28 protein-coding genes and 1 pseudogene are annotated in these 18,103 nt (G+C 38.6%); 24 read left to right on the top strand and 5 right to left on the bottom strand.

What is annotated here, in order from left to right:
- The 5 genes and pseudogenes from nhaC to RL70_RS18400 all read left to right on the top strand — a co-directional run.
- Nucleotides 1-1,513, top strand: a 1,513-nt coding sequence (nhaC, locus tag RL70_RS11650; protein WP_369795225.1) for a Na+/H+ antiporter NhaC, incomplete at its 5' end; no start/stop codon positions are given.
- A complete protein-coding gene (locus tag RL70_RS11645) occupies nucleotides 1,501-2,376 on the top strand; it encodes an MBL fold metallo-hydrolase (protein ID WP_039043567.1) in 876 nt (291 codons plus the stop codon). The genes nhaC and RL70_RS11645, both read left to right, overlap by 13 nt.
- 210 nt (nucleotides 2,377-2,586) lie before the next feature.
- Nucleotides 2,587-3,024, top strand: a complete 438-nt coding sequence (locus tag RL70_RS11640) for a VOC family protein (RefSeq protein ID WP_039043566.1) — start codon at nucleotides 2,587-2,589, stop codon at nucleotides 3,022-3,024.
- A gap of 165 nt (nucleotides 3,025-3,189) precedes the next feature.
- On the top strand, nucleotides 3,190-3,393 hold the full coding sequence (locus tag RL70_RS11635) for a hypothetical protein (RefSeq protein WP_039043565.1): 204 nt from the start codon (nucleotides 3,190-3,192) through the stop codon (nucleotides 3,391-3,393).
- A gap of 193 nt (nucleotides 3,394-3,586) precedes the next feature.
- Nucleotides 3,587-3,823: pseudogene (locus RL70_RS18400) on the top strand (DUF4181 domain-containing protein); the annotation flags it as partial.
- Between the two features lie 196 nt (nucleotides 3,824-4,019).
- On the opposite strand, the gene RL70_RS11625 reads toward RL70_RS18400, so the two are convergent.
- Nucleotides 4,020-4,436 (bottom strand): RDD family protein, encoded by a 417-nt coding sequence (locus tag RL70_RS11625; RefSeq protein WP_039043563.1) that lies wholly within the window; start codon nucleotides 4,434-4,436, stop codon nucleotides 4,020-4,022.
- Nucleotides 4,437-4,681: 245 nt separating this feature from the next.
- On the opposite strand from RL70_RS11625, the gene RL70_RS11620 reads away from it, so the two are divergent.
- The 18 genes from RL70_RS11620 to RL70_RS11535 all read left to right on the top strand — a co-directional run bounded on the left by RL70_RS11620 (nucleotide 4,682) and on the right by RL70_RS11535 (nucleotide 14,805).
- Nucleotides 4,682-5,242: a histidine phosphatase family protein gene (locus RL70_RS11620; RefSeq protein ID WP_039043562.1), complete on the top strand. Its 561-nt coding sequence runs from the start codon at nucleotides 4,682-4,684 to the stop codon at nucleotides 5,240-5,242.
- A 318-nt stretch (nucleotides 5,243-5,560) separates the two neighbouring features.
- Nucleotides 5,561-5,842, top strand: a complete 282-nt coding sequence (locus tag RL70_RS11615) for a hypothetical protein (protein WP_039043561.1) — start codon at nucleotides 5,561-5,563, stop codon at nucleotides 5,840-5,842.
- A 133-nt stretch (nucleotides 5,843-5,975) separates the two neighbouring features.
- On the top strand, nucleotides 5,976-6,395 hold the full coding sequence (locus RL70_RS11610) for a DUF4181 domain-containing protein (protein ID WP_039043560.1): 420 nt from the start codon (nucleotides 5,976-5,978) through the stop codon (nucleotides 6,393-6,395).
- 48 nt (nucleotides 6,396-6,443) lie between these two features.
- A complete protein-coding gene (locus RL70_RS11605) occupies nucleotides 6,444-6,797 on the top strand; it encodes a DUF6176 family protein (protein ID WP_039043559.1) in 354 nt (117 codons plus the stop codon).
- Nucleotides 6,798-6,827: 30 nt separating this feature from the next.
- A complete protein-coding gene (locus tag RL70_RS11600) occupies nucleotides 6,828-7,265 on the top strand; it encodes a hypothetical protein (RefSeq protein ID WP_039043558.1) in 438 nt (145 codons plus the stop codon).
- Between the two features lie 47 nt (nucleotides 7,266-7,312).
- Nucleotides 7,313-7,864: a nucleotidyltransferase family protein gene (locus RL70_RS11595; protein ID WP_039043557.1), complete on the top strand. Its 552-nt coding sequence runs from the start codon at nucleotides 7,313-7,315 to the stop codon at nucleotides 7,862-7,864.
- A gap of 23 nt (nucleotides 7,865-7,887) precedes the next feature.
- Complete coding sequence (locus RL70_RS11590; protein ID WP_039043556.1) at nucleotides 7,888-8,760, top strand: hypothetical protein; 873 nt, start codon at nucleotides 7,888-7,890, stop codon at nucleotides 8,758-8,760.
- A 144-nt stretch (nucleotides 8,761-8,904) separates the two neighbouring features.
- The gene (locus RL70_RS11585) at nucleotides 8,905-9,336 is read left to right on the top strand and encodes a hypothetical protein (RefSeq protein WP_039043555.1); all 432 of its coding nucleotides are present in this window, start codon (nucleotides 8,905-8,907) and stop codon (nucleotides 9,334-9,336) included.
- A 79-nt stretch (nucleotides 9,337-9,415) separates the two neighbouring features.
- Nucleotides 9,416-9,832, top strand: a complete 417-nt coding sequence (locus RL70_RS11580) for a hypothetical protein (RefSeq protein WP_039043554.1) — start codon at nucleotides 9,416-9,418, stop codon at nucleotides 9,830-9,832.
- 241 nt (nucleotides 9,833-10,073) lie between these two features.
- A complete protein-coding gene (locus tag RL70_RS11575; RefSeq protein WP_039043553.1) occupies nucleotides 10,074-10,610 on the top strand; it encodes a GNAT family N-acetyltransferase in 537 nt (178 codons plus the stop codon).
- 61 nt (nucleotides 10,611-10,671) lie between these two features.
- Nucleotides 10,672-11,415 (top strand): DUF5694 domain-containing protein, encoded by a 744-nt coding sequence (locus RL70_RS11570; protein WP_156137968.1) that lies wholly within the window; start codon nucleotides 10,672-10,674, stop codon nucleotides 11,413-11,415.
- Nucleotides 11,416-11,792: 377 nt separating this feature from the next.
- Entirely contained in the window at nucleotides 11,793-11,975 is a 183-nt protein-coding gene (locus RL70_RS17900; RefSeq protein WP_156137967.1) for a hypothetical protein, read from the top strand.
- 17 nt (nucleotides 11,976-11,992) lie between these two features.
- On the top strand, nucleotides 11,993-12,493 hold the full coding sequence (locus RL70_RS11560; RefSeq protein WP_039043550.1) for a GNAT family N-acetyltransferase: 501 nt from the start codon (nucleotides 11,993-11,995) through the stop codon (nucleotides 12,491-12,493).
- A gap of 65 nt (nucleotides 12,494-12,558) precedes the next feature.
- Nucleotides 12,559-13,011 (top strand): GNAT family N-acetyltransferase, encoded by a 453-nt coding sequence (locus RL70_RS11555; RefSeq protein ID WP_039043549.1) that lies wholly within the window; start codon nucleotides 12,559-12,561, stop codon nucleotides 13,009-13,011.
- A gap of 69 nt (nucleotides 13,012-13,080) precedes the next feature.
- The gene (locus RL70_RS11550; protein WP_039043548.1) at nucleotides 13,081-13,401 is read left to right on the top strand and encodes a DUF3784 domain-containing protein; all 321 of its coding nucleotides are present in this window, start codon (nucleotides 13,081-13,083) and stop codon (nucleotides 13,399-13,401) included.
- An 85-nt stretch (nucleotides 13,402-13,486) separates the two neighbouring features.
- On the top strand, nucleotides 13,487-13,783 hold the full coding sequence (locus RL70_RS11545) for an RNA polymerase alpha subunit C-terminal domain-containing protein (protein ID WP_039043547.1): 297 nt from the start codon (nucleotides 13,487-13,489) through the stop codon (nucleotides 13,781-13,783).
- A gap of 72 nt (nucleotides 13,784-13,855) precedes the next feature.
- The gene (locus RL70_RS11540) at nucleotides 13,856-14,362 is read left to right on the top strand and encodes a GrpB family protein (RefSeq protein ID WP_052245930.1); all 507 of its coding nucleotides are present in this window, start codon (nucleotides 13,856-13,858) and stop codon (nucleotides 14,360-14,362) included.
- Between the two features lie 29 nt (nucleotides 14,363-14,391).
- Entirely contained in the window at nucleotides 14,392-14,805 is a 414-nt protein-coding gene (locus RL70_RS11535; protein WP_039043545.1) for a VOC family protein, read from the top strand.
- A 77-nt stretch (nucleotides 14,806-14,882) separates the two neighbouring features.
- Here the strand turns inward: RL70_RS11535 and RL70_RS11530 are convergent, their stop codons facing one another.
- The 3 genes from RL70_RS11530 to RL70_RS11520 all read right to left on the bottom strand — a co-directional run bounded on the left by RL70_RS11530 (nucleotide 14,883) and on the right by RL70_RS11520 (nucleotide 16,715).
- The gene (locus tag RL70_RS11530; protein ID WP_039043544.1) at nucleotides 14,883-15,911 is read right to left on the bottom strand and encodes a DUF4097 family beta strand repeat-containing protein; all 1,029 of its coding nucleotides are present in this window, start codon (nucleotides 15,909-15,911) and stop codon (nucleotides 14,883-14,885) included.
- A complete protein-coding gene (locus RL70_RS11525) occupies nucleotides 15,904-16,227 on the bottom strand; it encodes a PadR family transcriptional regulator (RefSeq protein WP_039043543.1) in 324 nt (107 codons plus the stop codon). Before RL70_RS11525 ends, RL70_RS11530 begins: the two co-directional genes overlap by 8 nt.
- Before the next feature lie 293 nt (nucleotides 16,228-16,520).
- Nucleotides 16,521-16,715 carry a YjcZ family sporulation protein gene (locus RL70_RS11520; RefSeq protein ID WP_039043542.1) on the bottom strand — a complete coding sequence of 65 codons (195 nt, stop codon included), beginning with the start codon at nucleotides 16,713-16,715 and terminating at the stop codon, nucleotides 16,521-16,523.
- Nucleotides 16,716-16,948: 233 nt separating this feature from the next.
- On the opposite strand from RL70_RS11520, the gene RL70_RS11515 reads away from it, so the two are divergent.
- Nucleotides 16,949-17,215 (top strand): hypothetical protein, encoded by a 267-nt coding sequence (locus RL70_RS11515; RefSeq protein ID WP_039043541.1) that lies wholly within the window; start codon nucleotides 16,949-16,951, stop codon nucleotides 17,213-17,215.
- 74 nt (nucleotides 17,216-17,289) lie between these two features.
- Here RL70_RS11515 and RL70_RS11510 read toward each other — a convergent pair whose 3' ends face one another.
- The gene (locus tag RL70_RS11510; protein ID WP_039043540.1) at nucleotides 17,290-18,078 is read right to left on the bottom strand and encodes a DUF2268 domain-containing protein; all 789 of its coding nucleotides are present in this window, start codon (nucleotides 18,076-18,078) and stop codon (nucleotides 17,290-17,292) included.
- Between the last annotated feature and the right edge of the window lie 25 nt (nucleotides 18,079-18,103).

The following is an 18,103-nucleotide window of genomic DNA, read 5'->3' as shown; positions in this document are numbered from 1 at the left end:
ATTTGATTTAGAACCTTTTTATTTTGTCTGGAAATTAGTGAGTAAGAAAGAATTCAAAGTGATAGGTGGAGGAGATGAGGATATGAGAAAAGAAATGTCTGGTTGGTTGGCCATTATTCCTATTTTGTCATTGATTGCAGCAGCATCGATGTCTGTATTTGTTTGGAAAGCAGGAATGCTCATACCTCTGTTGATAGGCGTATTTGCAGCAGCCCTTATTGCTCGAGTAGCTGGTTTTGAATGGGATACTATTCAGAAGATGATGGTGAATGGCGTGAGTCGAGCATTGCCCGCAGTATTTATTCTATTATTGATTGGCATCATTGTTGGTTCGTGGATGGCAAGTGGGGTGATTCCAACTATTATTTTTTATGGATTGTCCCTCATTCATCCATCGATTTTCATCCCTGTTGTAGCATTGGTTACGGGGATTGTTTCGATAACACTTGGCAGTTCGTTTACATCAATCGCGACAGTTGGATTAGCATTTATGGCAATTGGAGAAGGACTTGGTTTTCCCGCTGGACTTGTAGGTGGTGCCGTAATTTCTGGTGCGTTCTTCGGCGATAAGCTCTCTCCTTTATCCGATACAACCAATATTGCGCCAGCGATGGCAGAGACTGATCTATTCACACATATTAAACATATGCTTTGGGACACAATTCCAGCATTTGTTATTGCAATCGTTATGTACTGGTTTGTAGGTAATTCTTACGCAAGTGTTGGGAAGGTAGATTCAGATGTAATTGATGGGATTAAAATGGGGCTATCGGATTTGTTTTTAATTCATCCACTACTTTTGCTGTTACCTGTTTTGACAATTGTGCTAATGATGTTACGAGTGCCCGCAATTCCTGCGCTTGCAGGGGTGGGGATGCTCGGTGGAGTTGTAGCTGTTTTAGTACAAGGAATGCCAATCGCGCAAATCATTCAAGTCATGACAAATGGATTTGCGTTGGAATCAGATGTTGCGGCTATTGACTCCTTGTTGAATCGTGGTGGATTGACATCTATGCTTACCACGGTTGCTCTCTTAGTAATTGCGACCGCACTCGGCGGTGTGCTGGAAGAGTCAGGTTCATTTGAAATCTTAACGAGGAAAATGATGGCGCGCGTACATTCTACAGGTAGTTTGATACTCTCAACAATCTTTTCGACATTCGTTGTTGCATTTGCGAGTGGTGCACAGTTTTTGGCAATCGTTTTACCATCTAGAACATTTGTCACGAAGTATAAAGAGATGAATATCGATACGAAAAACTTGTCACGTTGCGTGGAGTCAGCAGGAACAGTAGGGATCAATCTCGTTCCATGGAGTGTACCGGCAGTTTTTGCAGCAGGCATTTTTGGTATTAGCCCAGGAGAATTTATCCCATACGCATTCTTTGTTTTCCTAGTCCCTCTTATTAATATCCTGTTCGGTTTTACAGGTTGGACCATTACGAAGAAACCGTACAATGTACGACAAAAAGTTGTAACTGAAAAAGGAGATGATCCGATATGGGTGAAGTGATTTTACAAGTGTTGGGCACAGCACAGGATGCAGGATTACCGCAGCCCAATTGTTATTGCGATAATTGTACAAAAGCGATGGTAGACCCAACGTTCAAACGAAGAGCTGCGTCACTTGCCATTGTATTGCCTGAAAAAAAGCAATGGCATTTAATCGACGCAACGCCAGATTTTAAAGAACAAATCGCCATGCTCCAACATGCTCAAGAAATGGAAGGTCACGTAATGGACAGTATCTTCCTTACGCATGCTCATATTGGTCATTATCCAGGACTAATATTTTTAGGGAAAGAAGCGATGAACACGAAGAATGTGCCCGTGTTTACCGGACCGTTGATGAAAAATGTTCTGGAAATCCATGCACCTTGGCGTCAGTTGACTGATCTCGGTAATATTCAAGTACAAGCAATCGAAGAGGGGATTCCAACTGGACTGGACGAGGATTTGGAAGTCGTACCAGTGAAAGTCCCTCATCGGAACGAATTCTCCGAGACATTTGGGTTTTGGATTAAAGGACCAAAGAAAAAGGTCTTATATATCCCTGATATTGATAGTTGGGAAGAGTGGAGTATAGATGTTGTTGAAGCGTGTAAGCAAGCAGATATTTGTCTGTTGGATGCAACGTTTTTTTCTGCAAGTGATTTAGCAGACATTGGAAGTAGTGGCCGAGATTTGAGTGAAATCCCTCATCCATTCATTACGGATACAATGGATCGGTTAAAGAGCATTACAGACACATGTGCAATTTACTTCACCCATTTCAATCACAGCAATCCTGCCCTGAAACAAGATAGTGAGGCACGGGATTTTATCGAAAAGAATGGTTTCCATATTGCGAATGATGGGATGATATTTCACTTGTAAATTAACAGTCACAGTAAATCATTATCAAATCATTTTAGAATCACGTTGTTAGTTAGTAGTGGAAAGCTGAAGAGTTAGCGTTTCGTAGGATTAAAGGAATCCTATGAAGCGTTTTTTTATTGTTTAAGGACATTATTTAAAAGAGGAGTTTGGAACAGTTTACCGAATCTATAGCCGATAAAGAAGATTTCTAGAGGAGATGGATGATAAATGAATCGTATCAATCTAATAGCATTAGGAGTAAGAGACATTCGAAAGTCTTTGGATTTTTATAAGGAGATTGGATTTGAAGCATCTGTAGTAGGCGATGAAGAAAAGCCTGTCATTGTTTTCTTTAAAAACGAAGGATCTAAACTAGAGCTGTTTCCATTGGAAGAACTAGTAAAAGACATCAATCAAGAGAATCCGCCTGAGATTTCAACAGGAGGATTTCCTGGGTTTACGCTAGCCTACAATGGAAAATCTTCAGCTGAGGTAGATGAAATATTTAAGAAAGTGAAGGATGCGGGGGCGCAAGTCGTTAAACAACCACAAACACTTTCATGGGGCGGTTATGGAGGATATTTTATAGACCCGGATGGTTATTACTGGGAAGTTGCCTATGGTGCTGACTGGAAGTTCGATGAGAATAATATGTTGATCATCTAAATATAGTGGTGAAAATACGGCTATTTCATTGATATCAATAGTGAGTTTTATAAAAGCTTTCAGCTAAGAATGAAACTACTGGGAATGTTTCGCTGAAATGTATATCATTCACTTCCTTCGATATGGTAACTTGGAATAAATTCATTATCCGAAGGAGGAGTAGTGGTGAAGGAAAACTTAAAATTAGCTTTAATTGTTTCTTTGTTTAGTTTAATAGTAGTGCCTATATTTTTTCTTATTCTTTCAGTAAATACAGGGAATTGGAAATTCTTCTTGTTCAGCATAGCACCCGCACTCACAGCTGGATTGACAGGGCTTCTTTTGACGCTTCAGCGAATGAAACAAACTACGCAGATGAGTAAATTCTAAGAATCGAAAATGTGAATTCCGATGGTTAGATTTGAGAATGAATATTGAGCTGAAAATAAAAGGATGAACATGAATGGATATTTTTTTAGGTAAACTGATAGTAGCTGTTGTGCTACTTTTGAGTGTGTTCTACTTGCTAGATGTCCTATTGCGTCGCTATTTAAAACTGGAATAAGTAAATTTCTTTAAGAATAACTACGTGAATGATAAACATCAAAAAATTGATTGGACATTGCGATTTATGTTGGTTTTCGGTTATCTAGTGATAGCTATTATTATGTCATCAGGTGAAAAGACGACGACAACTTTCTTTTTCATTTTTGTTTCTTATTCGTTACTCAAAACAATTGTGTTGGAGTTAGTAAGAGCGTATAGCAAAAAAAGTACGCTGAAAACAAAAATGAGTATATCCCCACCCTTATTCAATTGAGCCTACTCATTATAGTGGTCCCTACTCTCCTTTATACAAAAATTTTTGGATGGTTTGCCTAAGGTTGTGTAAGGCGTTAAAACTTATGTGAAAATTGCTGAATTCCCATAGTTTAGAGACGTAACAAAAGAACTTCCTGAGGTATTTCCGGGAAGTTCTTTTTCTATGCTTCAAAATTGGACTAGTATGCGGACTTTCAATGCCTCACAACATATGTGCCACCTAGAAAATCGTGTATTCCTCTTTTGTCTTCCCGAAACATGATCATTCCTGCGCTGATAAGTATCGAAACACCAAATGTTAGCATGCCAATCAAATAGTAACCGACGATTTCTCTCATGAACATATTGGATAACGTGACATTACCATCGTCCACTCGCTTCACTTGGATGTGGCACATGCGTTTTCCAATGACGTATCCACTCCAGATAATAGGGATAACCATCAAATAGAGAGTATAGATTGACTGCCAAGCAATTCCATTTGCAAAACTAAATGAAAATGAACCTGTAAGGAAATAAGTAACTGAAGCTATAATTGTTGCGAGTATCACAAAATCCAGAAAACTAGCTACCACTCTGACTCCTAATCCTGCACGATTTGTATAAATCATTTCATCCATTCCTCCACGTGATTTCTTTTTCAAATTAACCAATATCTTATTGTGCTCTCTAAATACTCTGATAGAATTAAAATTAGGAGAATTTTTGGTTAATATTAAAGTTGTTAGAATTATACCACAAATGGTCATGGAGATTGTCATATTTATTGAAACTGGATTAATAGATCCTACCTAAATGTATTTGAGTTGGAATTAGATAGAAAATTCCATGTAGCTTTTCAAAGGAGAGTAAGGTTTTGCGAACTACAATTATTTTTGTACGACATGCTCATTCTACCTATAGCCCCGATGAATTGAGAAGACCGCTGTCTAGTAAAGGTTTTACTGATGCAGCAACAATGAGCGAAGTGCTTAAGAAAGAATCCATTGATATTGTCATTTCTAGCCCATACAGAAGGGCAATTCAAACAGTCGAAGCAATTGCCGAGTTTATTGACCATAAAGTAATCATTGACAATGGCTTTATGGAACGGAAATTGTCTGATCAACCTGTTGAAGATTTTGAATTTGCTATTAGGGAAGTGTGGAAGAATCCTACCTTTTCCTTGATGGGGGGAGAGTCCAATGAGATTGCGCAACTACGAGGAATCGAGGCAACTGTAAAGGTACTCGAGCTGTATGAAGGGAAAAACATTGCAATCGGGACTCATGGCAATATCATGGTACTAATTATGAATTATTTTGACGAACGTTTTGACTTCAGCTTCTGGAAAAACCTCGAGATGCCAGATGCGTATAAGTTGATTTTTGAAAATAAGCAGGTGTTGGAAGTGAAACGCCTAGGGATGCAAAAGTGACGGGAGACCACCTCCATAAAGCATAAGTTCATAATAGCGATGCTCACTATCTTCTTAAGCACTATCAATCGTATCTGCTAACTTTTTTCACTTGAGTTTTCAGAAGAAGTGTCGGGTGTTATTGCGTTACAATTTATGGCCATTTCAAGTTTTATTTTACTTTGGGCCGATTGCGTTCATCTCTTCACTCATTATCACGATCATTACAATCGGTTTTTTAACTTAGTTTATGAAGGCCTAGCCACTGGTGAATTTAATTATTCAGAGATAAAACTTGTGGTTACTTAAACAGATCTTGAATTTCCTGGAGGCGAGTAAGTGAAAATTATCATTCAAGCAATCGTTGCTTCTCTCGTTATACATGTCATCTATTTAGTAGGAATGCTGTCATCTGGGTTTATCAAGACACTTATCTATCGACCAGATATTGAAACGGCTTGGAAGAAGATTGATATCTTAAAAAGTGAAGTTGCATTTGGAGTGACTTTTTCTCCTTACATAATCGTGCTGTCATTTGTTAGTGGAACATTGGTTTGTTGGTGTTTCCTTTTATTCATCCAGAAAAAACGCAAGAGTTTTACAAGAAGATTAAAGTTCTAAGAGTGTATTACATGACGCTATTGCCTGCAAGGTCAGATGAATGTGCATCAACAAATCCACCAAATGAAGGACATAATTCCCCTAATAACAGTCTGAAAAGGCATTCGGTCATATAAGAAGGGGGTAGATAGATGTGGATTTTTCAAATTATATGCTATTGACTTTAATGATAGGTTTTTCCTTAGTTCAGATATTGACTGAATATGTTACGAGAAAATTGCTGAAAACTGAAAAGAAAAGTATTTTGTTCAACCAATACGTAAGTGACAAATATTTCAAAATCGAATGGATTCTAAGAGGAGTTTCGTTGGCAGGGTTAGTTGTAATGAGCTATATCTATCTTTCAACTAACGCGCCAATAGATACTTGGTTCACAATCCTCCTCTTTTATATGTTGTTTATGAATATTGTGAATGAGTCGGTTACTGCATATATGGAAAAAAAGTACGCAAAAAGTAAAAATCAATATATTGCGACACTCATTGAAATGGTGCTATTCTCTAGTTTTTTACTCTGTATAATGGTCACGAATCTGTTAGGATTGCTTCCTTAATCTGATAATGACTAGTGTAGAAACATACAAAGAAAAGAGGAATAGAATATGAGTAATCTTCATGTGGAATTAGAACGCTTTCGAGTCATCGCAGGTAAAGAAGAAAAAGCACGGGAATGGATGGAATTCTTGACGACGCATTTAGAAGAGGTGAAGAAAACACTTCCTGCAGAAAAAATGTATGTAGAATCCATTTTTGAAGAAACGACAGAAGGCGTTATGTATTTGTATTGGGTTTCCTATCAGGGCATGCAATCCGATGAAGTCGTGTTTTCGGATAGTTTTATCGACAAGAAGCACTTAGAATACTGGAATGAATGTATCGACTCTCACTATCCAGAAAGTATATTGAAGACAAATGTCGTCATGATTCAAAATTTAGTTATGGAAAAGATGAAATAATTCATTAACAACATGTGAAGGAGAGACTTCATGAAAAGTAATGACAAGTTTGTGAGAATCTGTTGGATGATTTACTTCGGTTTGCTTGCGATAGGAATTGTGACGGCTTGCCTAACGTTCTATGAGTTGTCGATTCCTGTGGATGAATCCATAGGTGATGGCCAGCAATCTAGCGTTGGATTTCGGTGGGGATCGTTTCATGTGTATTGGGGTGTTGGCATTTTAGTGCTCTCCGGACTTTTAGCGGTTAGTTATAAGCAAGTCAAACCATTTCATGTTGTTTTTATACTCATACTAACAGGAGCTGCATATCTACTTTTCTTCATGACGTTCACGGTTGGCTGGGTGGGCGCGTTAGGAATGCTCGGATTTGCAGTCGCGGTATTCGTAGGTGTGATCTTAATCATTTCAAAGTTGGTTTTAATGTGGGTTAGGCATGCCAAGGGGACCAAATTTTATAGTCGCTAAACGTATTAAATCCAAGGATGTCGCATCTTATCGCTCGGGGGACACTCATGAATTATGAACAAGAACTTAAGAAAATAATATCAAGTGACGATGTGTTTCTATCAGTATTGCAAGCAGTAGATGGATTAGAGCTACCTGATGCATGGGTTTGTGCTGGATATCTCCGAAATAAGATTTGGGATGTGCTGGATGATATTTCAACGGTTGTTAATGATATTGATGTGATTTACTTTGATGAAGAAGATACTAGCATTGTCATAGAGAAGCGCTTAGAAGCACAACTAAAAGCGGTTTTACCAGCACTGCCATGGTCTGTAAAGAATCAAGCGAGGATGCACGAGAAAAATGGTTTACCTCCCTATTATTCGTCTTTTGACGGAGTCGCAAACTTCCCTGAAACACCAACAGCTGTTGCGATCCGATTAATAAACAATGAACTGGAAGTCATGGCCCCATATGGATTAAGCGATTTGTTCTGCAAATATGTTAGACCCACGCCTAATTTTGCTGAAACTCGTGACCTCTATGCTGTATATCATGAGAGAGTGAGTCAAAAAAGTTGGGAGGAAATATGGAGTGATGTCATTGTAGAAAAATAATTTATTAGTGTGGAGTTGTAGACATGATGCATAGATTAACCTTTGTAGAAGATTATCCGGACACAAAGAGTATTGAAGATTTTATTGAACAGGTGTTATCGGAACACAGCGTCTTAAAGCAAGAAATACTTCGTGCTAGACGTAGCAAATCGAAGACCTTTGTAGCCAACGTAGGAAATACTATGCAAGCAGTGGCCATTACTCATGATTCTACTTGGCATCCAAATTGTACGTATGTTAGACTCGCCTATGATTTTAATCAGATGACGGAAGACTTTCTTCATCAGATCATCATGTATATAAAGCAGGAATACAAGAAACCTTTATTTTTCTTAGTGGATAATCGATATAGTCTACTTATCAAAGTGCTTCGGAAAAATCAATTTTCACTTATACGAGAAACAAAAATACTACACATCAATCCGCTAAAATCACTTACGGAAATATGCGTTTTACCAAGCATACATACGGTTGCTGAAATCAAAGAAGATCAGACAATCCTGTCATCACTTATAGAATTAACAAAACAAGTTTACACCGACACTCATCTAGCAAACCCTGTAGCAGATCTGTCATTCGCTTCGTGGGAACGGGCAATTATGGATGGGCTGCTGGAGAAAAATAGCTACGTCATCGTTCAAGATTCCATCGTTCAAGCATTTAGTTTGATGTATGAGATGAATGAACAACGATGGGAACTCGGTTGGATAGGGGTACGTGATAGGAAGAATATCTCGGAGTTGGACAAATTGCTTCAACTGCAAACGAAGGATGCAGTGAAGTGTGGGATTCAAATTATTGAAAAGGAGTCCGATTCGACATGTCCATATTCTCAGCATGTAAAAAAGTCATGGATGTATTCAGTTGATGAGTGTTTGTATTCTTATCTCGGCTGACTTCCTAAAACGTGTAAGTCAATATATGCAACATGCTGATTAGGATTTTGGAATTTATGACTGAAGTTTTATAAGTTACTCATCAGTTTTGTAACTCTCCATCTCTTCGGCTTGTCCTATCTAAATAGCACGGGAGGAAAGAGGATGCACCCCATTTTCATTATCGAATTACTAATCACAAGCGGAGGCTTACTCACTATTGTTATGATTGCTGTTATTTTTAAAGGGAAATGGAGAAAACGTTTTCTCGGAGTTGCGGCAATGTATCTTGTGATAGTTAGTCTGTTTTTCCTTGCCCGTCCCTATTGGATCGACTTTCAACAGGATAGGAAAGTTAAATATCTGGAAATCTATTTAAAAGCGAAGTATTCAGAAGAGACATGGACGATGGAAAAAGTACCACATCGGGAAGAAGGATTTGCCCATTTGAACCCGTATGTGATTAGTGTATATTTCAATACAGAACCTGGTGTGATATACGAATATTATATTAAAAATGGAAATGAGATTTCTCAGTCTGGGTATGGTGTGGAAGAGGGTTCAATCCCTGAGATGATTCATTTGGAAAGGGAATAAAATGTAGGAGAGATGGTATGAAGGAAAATAATTTAATCGGGTTACATGAGGACGAAATTGATAAATTATCAAACTTTTTTTGGAGAACTATAATGATATTACCTATATCGACGCGGAAGAAGATAATCAGTTAAAAAACCTCTTAGAGAAGATGGAAGGTTCAATTTTCGGTATTGGAGTCGAATGTACAGAAGACTTCCACAAATGTTTGTTGGAGACCGTGAAGACGATTCAACTTGATTCAGTTATTAGGAGAAAACGCTTAATTTATTCATATTTTCTCGTAAGACGGGAAGATTTACTAGTAAACGATGATCTGTTTCATTTGCTCTGGCTGCTCGCAGAGATGAATGACTTTGTTTTTCTCACAGTTGAACCATGTGTGAATGGTACATTTTATCATCCAGATGAGAGGATCTTGCAAGTCAATACTAAATTCGCAGAAACATTTATTACATTTGATTATGATGGAGATGGACTTATCGTTATCAAATAAAAGAATGGACAGTACCTTGCTTAATGCCGATATATTGCAGGGAATGAGGAACGGATGTGTTCAAACGACATTCTACCTGTCTCTTTCCAGCTTTGTTTTCGGGAAGATAGTGTTAGCGTGGAAATTTTACTGATGGTATTTCGATTTATGTAAGTATCCTTCAAATTCATGAGTATCTTAGAAATAACTGGAGTTTATTAGTTTCATTTGCGCTGTTGCGTTATTCAAGGAGGAGATTAGATTGTTTCCTATACTAGAGACCGAAAGAATTCGATTGAGAGAAATTAAGAATGAGGATGCTAATCGTATCTTTTCGTATTTTTCTTCAGATGAGGTAACTCGTTTTTATGGACAAGATTCTTTTCAGAAAATAGAGGACGCCGAAAACTTAATCGAGCTTTTTCATAAAAACTATAGTGAAAAAAGAGGAATACGCTGGGGAATTGAGTGTAAAAAGACGAACGAACTTATAGGTACGATTGGATTTCATCTTTGGTCACCAAGACATAAACGAGCAGAAATAGGATACGACCTCCATCCTGATAACTGGGGCTATGGATATGCTCAAGAAGTGGTAGCTGAGATTCTTTCATATGGCTTTAAAGTTATGGAACTTACTCGAATAGGAGCAGTTGTATTTCTAGAAAATGATGCATCAAACAAATTGTTATTGAAACTTGGCTTTGAAAGAGAAGGGATCTTGAAAAGTTATATGTATCAAGATGGTGTTGCTTATGATACTTATATTTATTCCTTAATAAGAAATAATTATCTATAAAAAGCTTGCCTTTATAGGGACGATTGAATGAACTAATGAAGTGAAAAAGGGAGTGACAAAAGTGAGCCAGACTTCTCCACTACTTTTAATAGGAATAGCACACTTGGAGAATAATAATAATGGAGATTTGCATGCTCCAAAGACTGAAGGAGTTTTTTCAGAACCCAAACAGCGTCAAATCGAAACAGTTGTTAAACGCCTGGCGAAATTTAAACCGACAAAAATTGCAGTAGAGTGGCCAAAAGAACTTAATAGCAGTTTGAATGAAGAATATCAGGAATATTTAAAAGGTAACTTTGTACTTACCTCGAAAGAAGTTCATCAACTTGGATTTCGATTGGCTAAAGAGTCAGGTCTGAATGAGGTTTTTGCGGTAGATTGGGATAAAGATTTACCTGGTGTGCCGGATATTGAGACATGGACAAAGGAAATTGATTCGTCTATTTTTAATCAGTTAAATGCTAAAATGGCCGATGTAACATCTGGGATTGAAAAGGCATTTAACGATTTGTCATTCAGTGACTTCCTGCTTGAAATGAATAAACCTGAAATGTATCGATTGAATCAAGAAATCAACATGAAACTAGCCTTAGTAGGGACTGGAAAAGACCATGTAGGAGCGATGTGGACTGCTCACTACTGGCATTATCGAAATTTATTAATCTACAAGAACATCGTGGATTTGCTTCAAATAGAAGGAGAACGGATTTTTGTATTATATGGTTTTGGTCATGCTGCCATTTTACAACAATTTCTTCAGGACAGCGGACTGTTTTCTATTGAAACAGTTTCCGATTACTTATGAACAGTTATTACTAGGGATTTGTAAAGAACGGGGCTGAATAGTTGAAACGATTGAAAAAGAACTTCAATGTAAATTTTACCGCTCAACAACCACCCTTTTTTCAAGTGAGTGAAAAAAGAAAAATGATCATACCCTTTGGTGTTTTCAGGCATTCTCCATCACTCTTGAAAAATGTGATTTCCCATTTATTTAAAGGAAACTCTCAAATTGATGCTACATTTTTATACTCATACATACCAAATGGTCAGACTAAGTCTCAACGATTCGCTAAGGGATCTTTACGTAGGTCCTTCTCCATTTCAAATTGGAATGAGTACTCGAAAATAACTGAAGAGTTTAGGGATACCATACTCTACGTTACAATCGAGGATGTCAAAATGGCCGAAGTCGTTCACTATGCGAACTCACTACTAAGAAAGAAAAAGAATCTCTATATTGCTTTTTATAACGATAGCTATTACTTGCAGATCGATCATGACGAGCTAGTGATTATCGCAATTAGTAATGAATTAGCGGGCTCCTTGAAGACGTCTTTCAAGTCGTTTAGCGCTATGGAATAGGGATGAGGTGACAAGAAATGCGGATTAGACATGTAAAAATCGAGGATGCAGTACAGTTGTGTCAACTGATTCAGCAAGTTGAAAGCGATTCGGAGTACATGCTTTTTGAGCCAGGTGAACGAAAAATAACAGTTGAGCAGATGCAGACAAGAATTCGTTCGATGAAAACAGAGAGCCATTCAGAGATTTTTACGGCTGAATTGGATGGAGAACTAATCGGATATCTCATGGCAATCGGAGGATGCACCAAAAGAACACGGCATGCGGTATACCTTGTGATTGGGATTTTTACATCGCATAGAGGACAAGGGGTCGGAACTCACCTCTTCGAACACCTTGAGAACTGGGCAGTTCAACATAACATTCGCCGGTTGGAATTGACTGTTGCTCAGCCGAATGATGCAGGTATGCGGCTGTATCGGAAAATGAATTTTGAAATCGAGGGGAAAAAGCGGGATTCACTCAAAATTAATGGTGAATATGTAGACGAGTACTACATGTCAAAACTGCTAACATGAAATAGGGAAATCATGTTTCATTATTAAGATTGATGGTTTTCACGATGTAAGGAAGGTGATAAACGTTGAAAATCCGGAAACTGAAAGCGAATGAAAAATCTCCAGTAGACTTATTATTGTTGGCAGATCCATCGATAGATATGATTAAAGAATACGTGGAGAAAGGTGATTGTTTTGTAGCAGAGAGTGAACAACGGATTATTGGTACCTATGTGTTGTTGCAAATAAGTTCTGGAAATGTAGAGTTAATGAATGTGGCGGTAGCAGAAGATTTACAGGGGAGAGGTATTGGTAAGAAATTGGTGTTGAATGCTATTCAAGTGGCTGAAAACCAAGGATACACTACTCTTCATGTCGCAACAGGTAATTCAAGCATAGGGCAGTTAGCGCTTTATCAAAAGTGCGGATTCCGGATAGTTGGTGTAGAGTCAGATCATTTTATCATTCATTATCCGGATGCGATTTTTGAAAATGGCATCCAGTGTAGGGATCGTATTCTGTTGACGCGAAGTTTGTGAAATTCATTTAATAAAACCGATAAGTTTGTGCTGTTATAGGTTGAAGATAGCTGAAAAAGGTGGGGTTAGGTGGTTGTATCCATATTATTAATCTTATTATTTTCAGGATTGGGGACGCTCTTTATCAACGGAAAAGGGGCGGATCTTATTGCTGGGTATAACACGATGACAGAGGATGAGAAGGCTACTTACGATACAATTGGATTATGTAAGTTTATGGGGAAGATGATGTTTGCCCTATCTTTTAGTATGGTGTTTTGGATCATGAGTGACATTCTTAATATTCCTTGGCTACTGTACTTTGGTCTGGCGTTATTCCTCGGCATTATAGTTTTCATGATTATATTTACGAATACAGGTAAACGATTTAGAAATAATGGTACTTCATGAGAGTAGCAACTTTAGCAAGTATACTTAAAACTATCATGAAGCGAAATGAGTTACAGAAACAGGTTGAATAGAAAGGGGACTTCGTGTGAACAAATCTGTTGGAGATTTGAGAACTTGTGACAAAGGGCATCAGTATTATAAGAGAAGTGATTGTCCAACTTGTCCAATGTGTGAAAAGGAACGAAAACCAGAGAGTGGCTTTCTCTCACAACTATCAGCACCGGCAAGGCGTGCATTAGAAAATAACGGGATCCATTCACTTGAGATCCTTGCTTCGTTTTCTGAGAAAGAACTCTTACAGTTTCATGGACTAGGACCTGCTTCGATTCCTAAACTAAAGGTAGCACTGGAAGAACAAGAGATGAGTTTTAAGCAACCATGATACAATTTTGTTGTTGATAATGAGGAGGTAATTGCTATTATTTTAGGCTTAGTTAGAGGTGAAATTCGACTTGTGGACCCTCAAGTTGGATGGAAACCTGAATTTCAAAAGACTCAGCAGGAAATCCACGAGGCAACTGGACTGAATTTTAACCGGATTGAACATATCGGCAGCACTTCGATTAACGGGATCAAAGCAAAGCCAATGATCGATATCGTACTTGGAGTGGATGACATCCAACACGTATCTGTTGAATTGTTAAAGAGTTTAAAAACCATTCAATTTTATCGCCTCCAAGTCGTTCTAGAAAATGAAGTCGTTCTCGCGAAGTTTTTGGATAATGGAGAGTTGGATACGAAAACCCATATTATTCATCTCGTAGAATACGAAGGTCAGAAGTGGAATGACCTTTTATCATTTAGGGATCAGCTCAATGCGTCGGAATTGTTAGCTAAGGAATACGAAGCGCTGAAGCTGAGTTATTTGTTGACAGGTAACGAGGATATGGATGACTATACAATGTATAAAGAGGATTTTGTCAAACGTATAGTGGGTAGAAATAAGACTACTGATTCATAAAACAGGATGTACTCAGAAGGAGAACGACAATGGATTATGAACTTGATCATATCGGAATTGCTGTCAGAAGTATTGAAGAAGCGCTTCCTTTTTATCTAGATGTTTTGAAGGGATCGTTGGAAGATCGGTACACGAGTGATTTACCTGGTGTAGAAGTGCACGTAGCAGTGGTTCAAACCAATGGACAAACCATTGAACTACTGGAACCGACAAATCGAAACTCACCGATTGCGAGGTTTATTAAGCAAAAGGGGAAAGGTGTTCATCATGTCGCGTATCGAGTCGACGATTTAGACAAAGCAATTCTGGACGCTAGGGAAAATGGCATTCGTTTTCTTGAAGACACGTTACGTACGAACGCTCGGGGAAGACGGCTCATCTATTTAAATCCAGCATCTACAGAAGGAACATTATTTGAGCTATGTAGCTATCCTCAAGATTAATGCCCAATATTTCAACGCAAAAAAACAGAGACACGTGGTCTCTGTTTTTTTGTTCTATATTCTCCTAGAGATCAAACTTATTGAACGGTAATTTTTCCATTATCTGATCTTAGGCGGATTTTATGCTTCCCTGCTCCAAATTCGGTACGTGAGTTGTTTTCGCCGAACACGTCAACTCGCCCATGGGCGGTTTTCGTTTGAATGGTAACATTTGTCGGCTTTACCTCAGATTGAATCAGTATGCTGCCGTTGTCTGTTTGCATATCAATGTTGCGATCCAGACTATTGGTGAGCAGTGTAATTCGGCCATTGTCGGTTTCACCGACGATGTTTCCGTTTACGTGACTCAGCTCAATCCGTCCGTTATCTGTTTCTACACCAATTGCATCTGCTTCGACATGACGCATTTCGATCCGACCATTATCGGTTTTTGCGATGATCCGGTCTGATTGTGTATTCGTGACTTCTATCCGTCCGTTGTCCGTTTTAGACTCGAGTAATCTAGTTGCAATTTCACTCAATTGAATACGCCCATTGTCGGAATAAACTCGAAGTGATTGACTTAGCAACTTTTCTGAACAAATTCTTCCATTGTCCGTTTTCAAGGAAATGGCATCATACAGTTTCTTAGGTATCGAAATTTTCAAGATTACACTTTTCATTGAAAAACTGAACATCATAAATCTGGGGCGTAGACTTTTCAGCTTAACAACAAGTGCAGTCCCATTCACATCAGCGGACAATTTCAACTTTTCGTTGCTCCCCGTCAATTCCACTGTTGTGAAATGGTCTTCAGAAGGGAACAGGAGGAGTGCCCCGTGTTGAACATCAATGGATATGTCCTTGAAACTATCATCTTGGATGTGGATGACTTCACTAGTTGCATCTGTTTGAACTACTTTACTTGGCTCAGGGTAAGATGCGAGCAGTTCATTGGCAATTGAGATAGGAGAACCTAAAGACCCTGTGATTTCTTCATCTGATTTACCGTCTTCTCGACCGTCAACGAAGTATTCCCGAATGTCCTGTACAATGTCCTGACGTTCCTCTATAGGAAGCCGGCTCAACAATCCTTCAAGTTCCGTAATGTATTGTTTTTCAGTCATTTTTGATACCCTCCTTGATAAGTGTGTTGACGCCTTGAGAAAAATGCTCCCATTCTTTTAGTTGTTCGTGGAGATATTTACGTCCTGTATCCGTCAACTTGTAGTATTTACGTGGCGGACCTTCCGTGGATTCTTTTAGGTATGTCGTGAAATACCCTTCTTTTGTTAATCGACGTAACAAGGGGTAGACAGAACCTTCTGAGATCGCGATTTGATCTGAAATCTTTTGAACCAATTCATAGCCATAGCGGTCCTGTTTGTCGAGAAGGACTAGCACGCAAAGGTTTAGGACACCTTTCTTAAACTGGATGTTCACAAATGTTTCCCACCTTTCACTACTATTTAATGAACAGTACCAACTTAAACAAAGTACCATTACTAATAGAATATTACTCGGTAGTGTTCATTGCAAGGTACTGTGATAAAATTTATTGCCTATTTTTGTGTCAAGTAACTATTGAGTGCATTAAGAGTAGCAGCTTTAATTATTGAAATAATTGTTTTTGTAAGGCTTAAGCAAAAACTAGTATCCCTCATTAAAAATCATGATATATGAAAAGGCTGAGTCCCATTGTCATTTCATCCAATGGGGCTCAGCCTGTTATTCGATTAGCAATCGTTTTTGTGATGATGATGATTGTCATTGTTATTAGAAGCATAAGAAGCACCGATAATGATAAGTAGAATGAAGAGTACAACTAGTAGCGCAAAACCGCCTCCGTTACCTCGACCTCCGCAATTTCCACCTTGGTGACCGTAACCTCCGTATCCGCCATAGCCGCAAGGATCACATCCATAACCCATAGTTTTCACCTCCTCAAACGTTCAGCTTTAAAAGAGTAGTCATAAGCAGTTCGAGTAAATGGTTATCAGATCCGCTCATACCACCTCCACGTTGCCTATGTTGATAGAGTATGCCGTTAGCAAATCAGTGACCGGGACATTCACACAATTCATTACTATTTGGGTGTTGTCCCTTTCCTAGAATCGTATGCGTTCATATACTGCTAGAGGGTGACTTAGATAGGAGGGTGAAAATGGCGAAGGAAAATATGTATCAGATGTGTAACCGTCATAGAGGGAAAGCAGTAATGATTCGTACTAAAGATGGCAAGGAACATCGCGGAATTATCCAGCATGTGGATAATCGACAAGTGTATTTGCAACCAATGAATGGCGGTAGGAATTTGGGTGGATTCGGATATGGATATGGCGGATATGGATATCGTGGAAGAGGTTTTGGACTAGGAATCGCGTTAGGTGCAATTGCAACGCTAGCGATAGTCCCTTTCTTTTTTTGGTGATTTGTTGAAGCTTGACTAGGAAGGCAGCACTTAGCATTTGGTGTTGCTGCCTTCCTAGTTTTTCTTGCGAAAAGTTATTTCGATGGATGAAGGTCTGCAATGGATTCTGCATCTACTCTTAATAGGTCGACTGTACATAATTGGTTGGTATTTAAATAGTCTTCTACCAAATAATAGCCAACACAATACCCCGCCATTTTAGGAAAACCCCGCCATCCGTATAAGAGTTGGTTGTGTAATGGGTGAGATTTCCTTAGTTTGATTTTAGGTAAGATGGTTTTTTTCCAAATTTTTTCGATTTTTTCTTTGGAATGAAGTTTTGTCCATGACGCTGTAAATGCCCCACCTAGTCGTTCACGTACAGCATGCTCGGCTAGTCCTTCTAGAATAATAGAGTCCAGTAAGGTGAATGAATTCTCTGCTTTTTTTGTATGCCATAACCGACAAACATGATTGTATTCATGGATGAAAAGCGCTTTCAATTCTTGTTCTGATATCGTTTCAGGTACGAATAGGAAGAGTTTATCTGAAAATGCTAACCCCGCTTTTCCATTCGTTGCACTCATTAACTTCTTATCAGCAGTGTTTGAAGGCAAAATGACAATGGGAACATCAGGACCCTTCCATTTTTTTCGAAGCGCTTGGTGCTCCTTTTCCACAATCGTCCAAACGTCGTTGACTTCCATGGTATCAACCAGTGCAGTACCACTTTTATCTAGTTCCTGATACATCCCGTGCATACGAAAGTAATCATGAATTTCTAAAGCAGAAACTCCAGGGAATAATGGTTTCATCTTTTTACATAGCTCTACAGGATCATGATAATGGTCTATCAGCCACTCATTTGTTTTCATAACAGGCATCGCAGCACTCCTCCTAATAATAGTG

This window comes from Sporosarcina sp. ZBG7A, from assembly GCF_000813425.1.
Classification (GTDB): Bacteria; Bacillota; Bacilli; order Bacillales_A; family Planococcaceae; genus Sporosarcina.
Note: the sequence above shows the minus strand (reverse complement) of the source record. Positions and strands in the feature narration are given on the sequence as shown.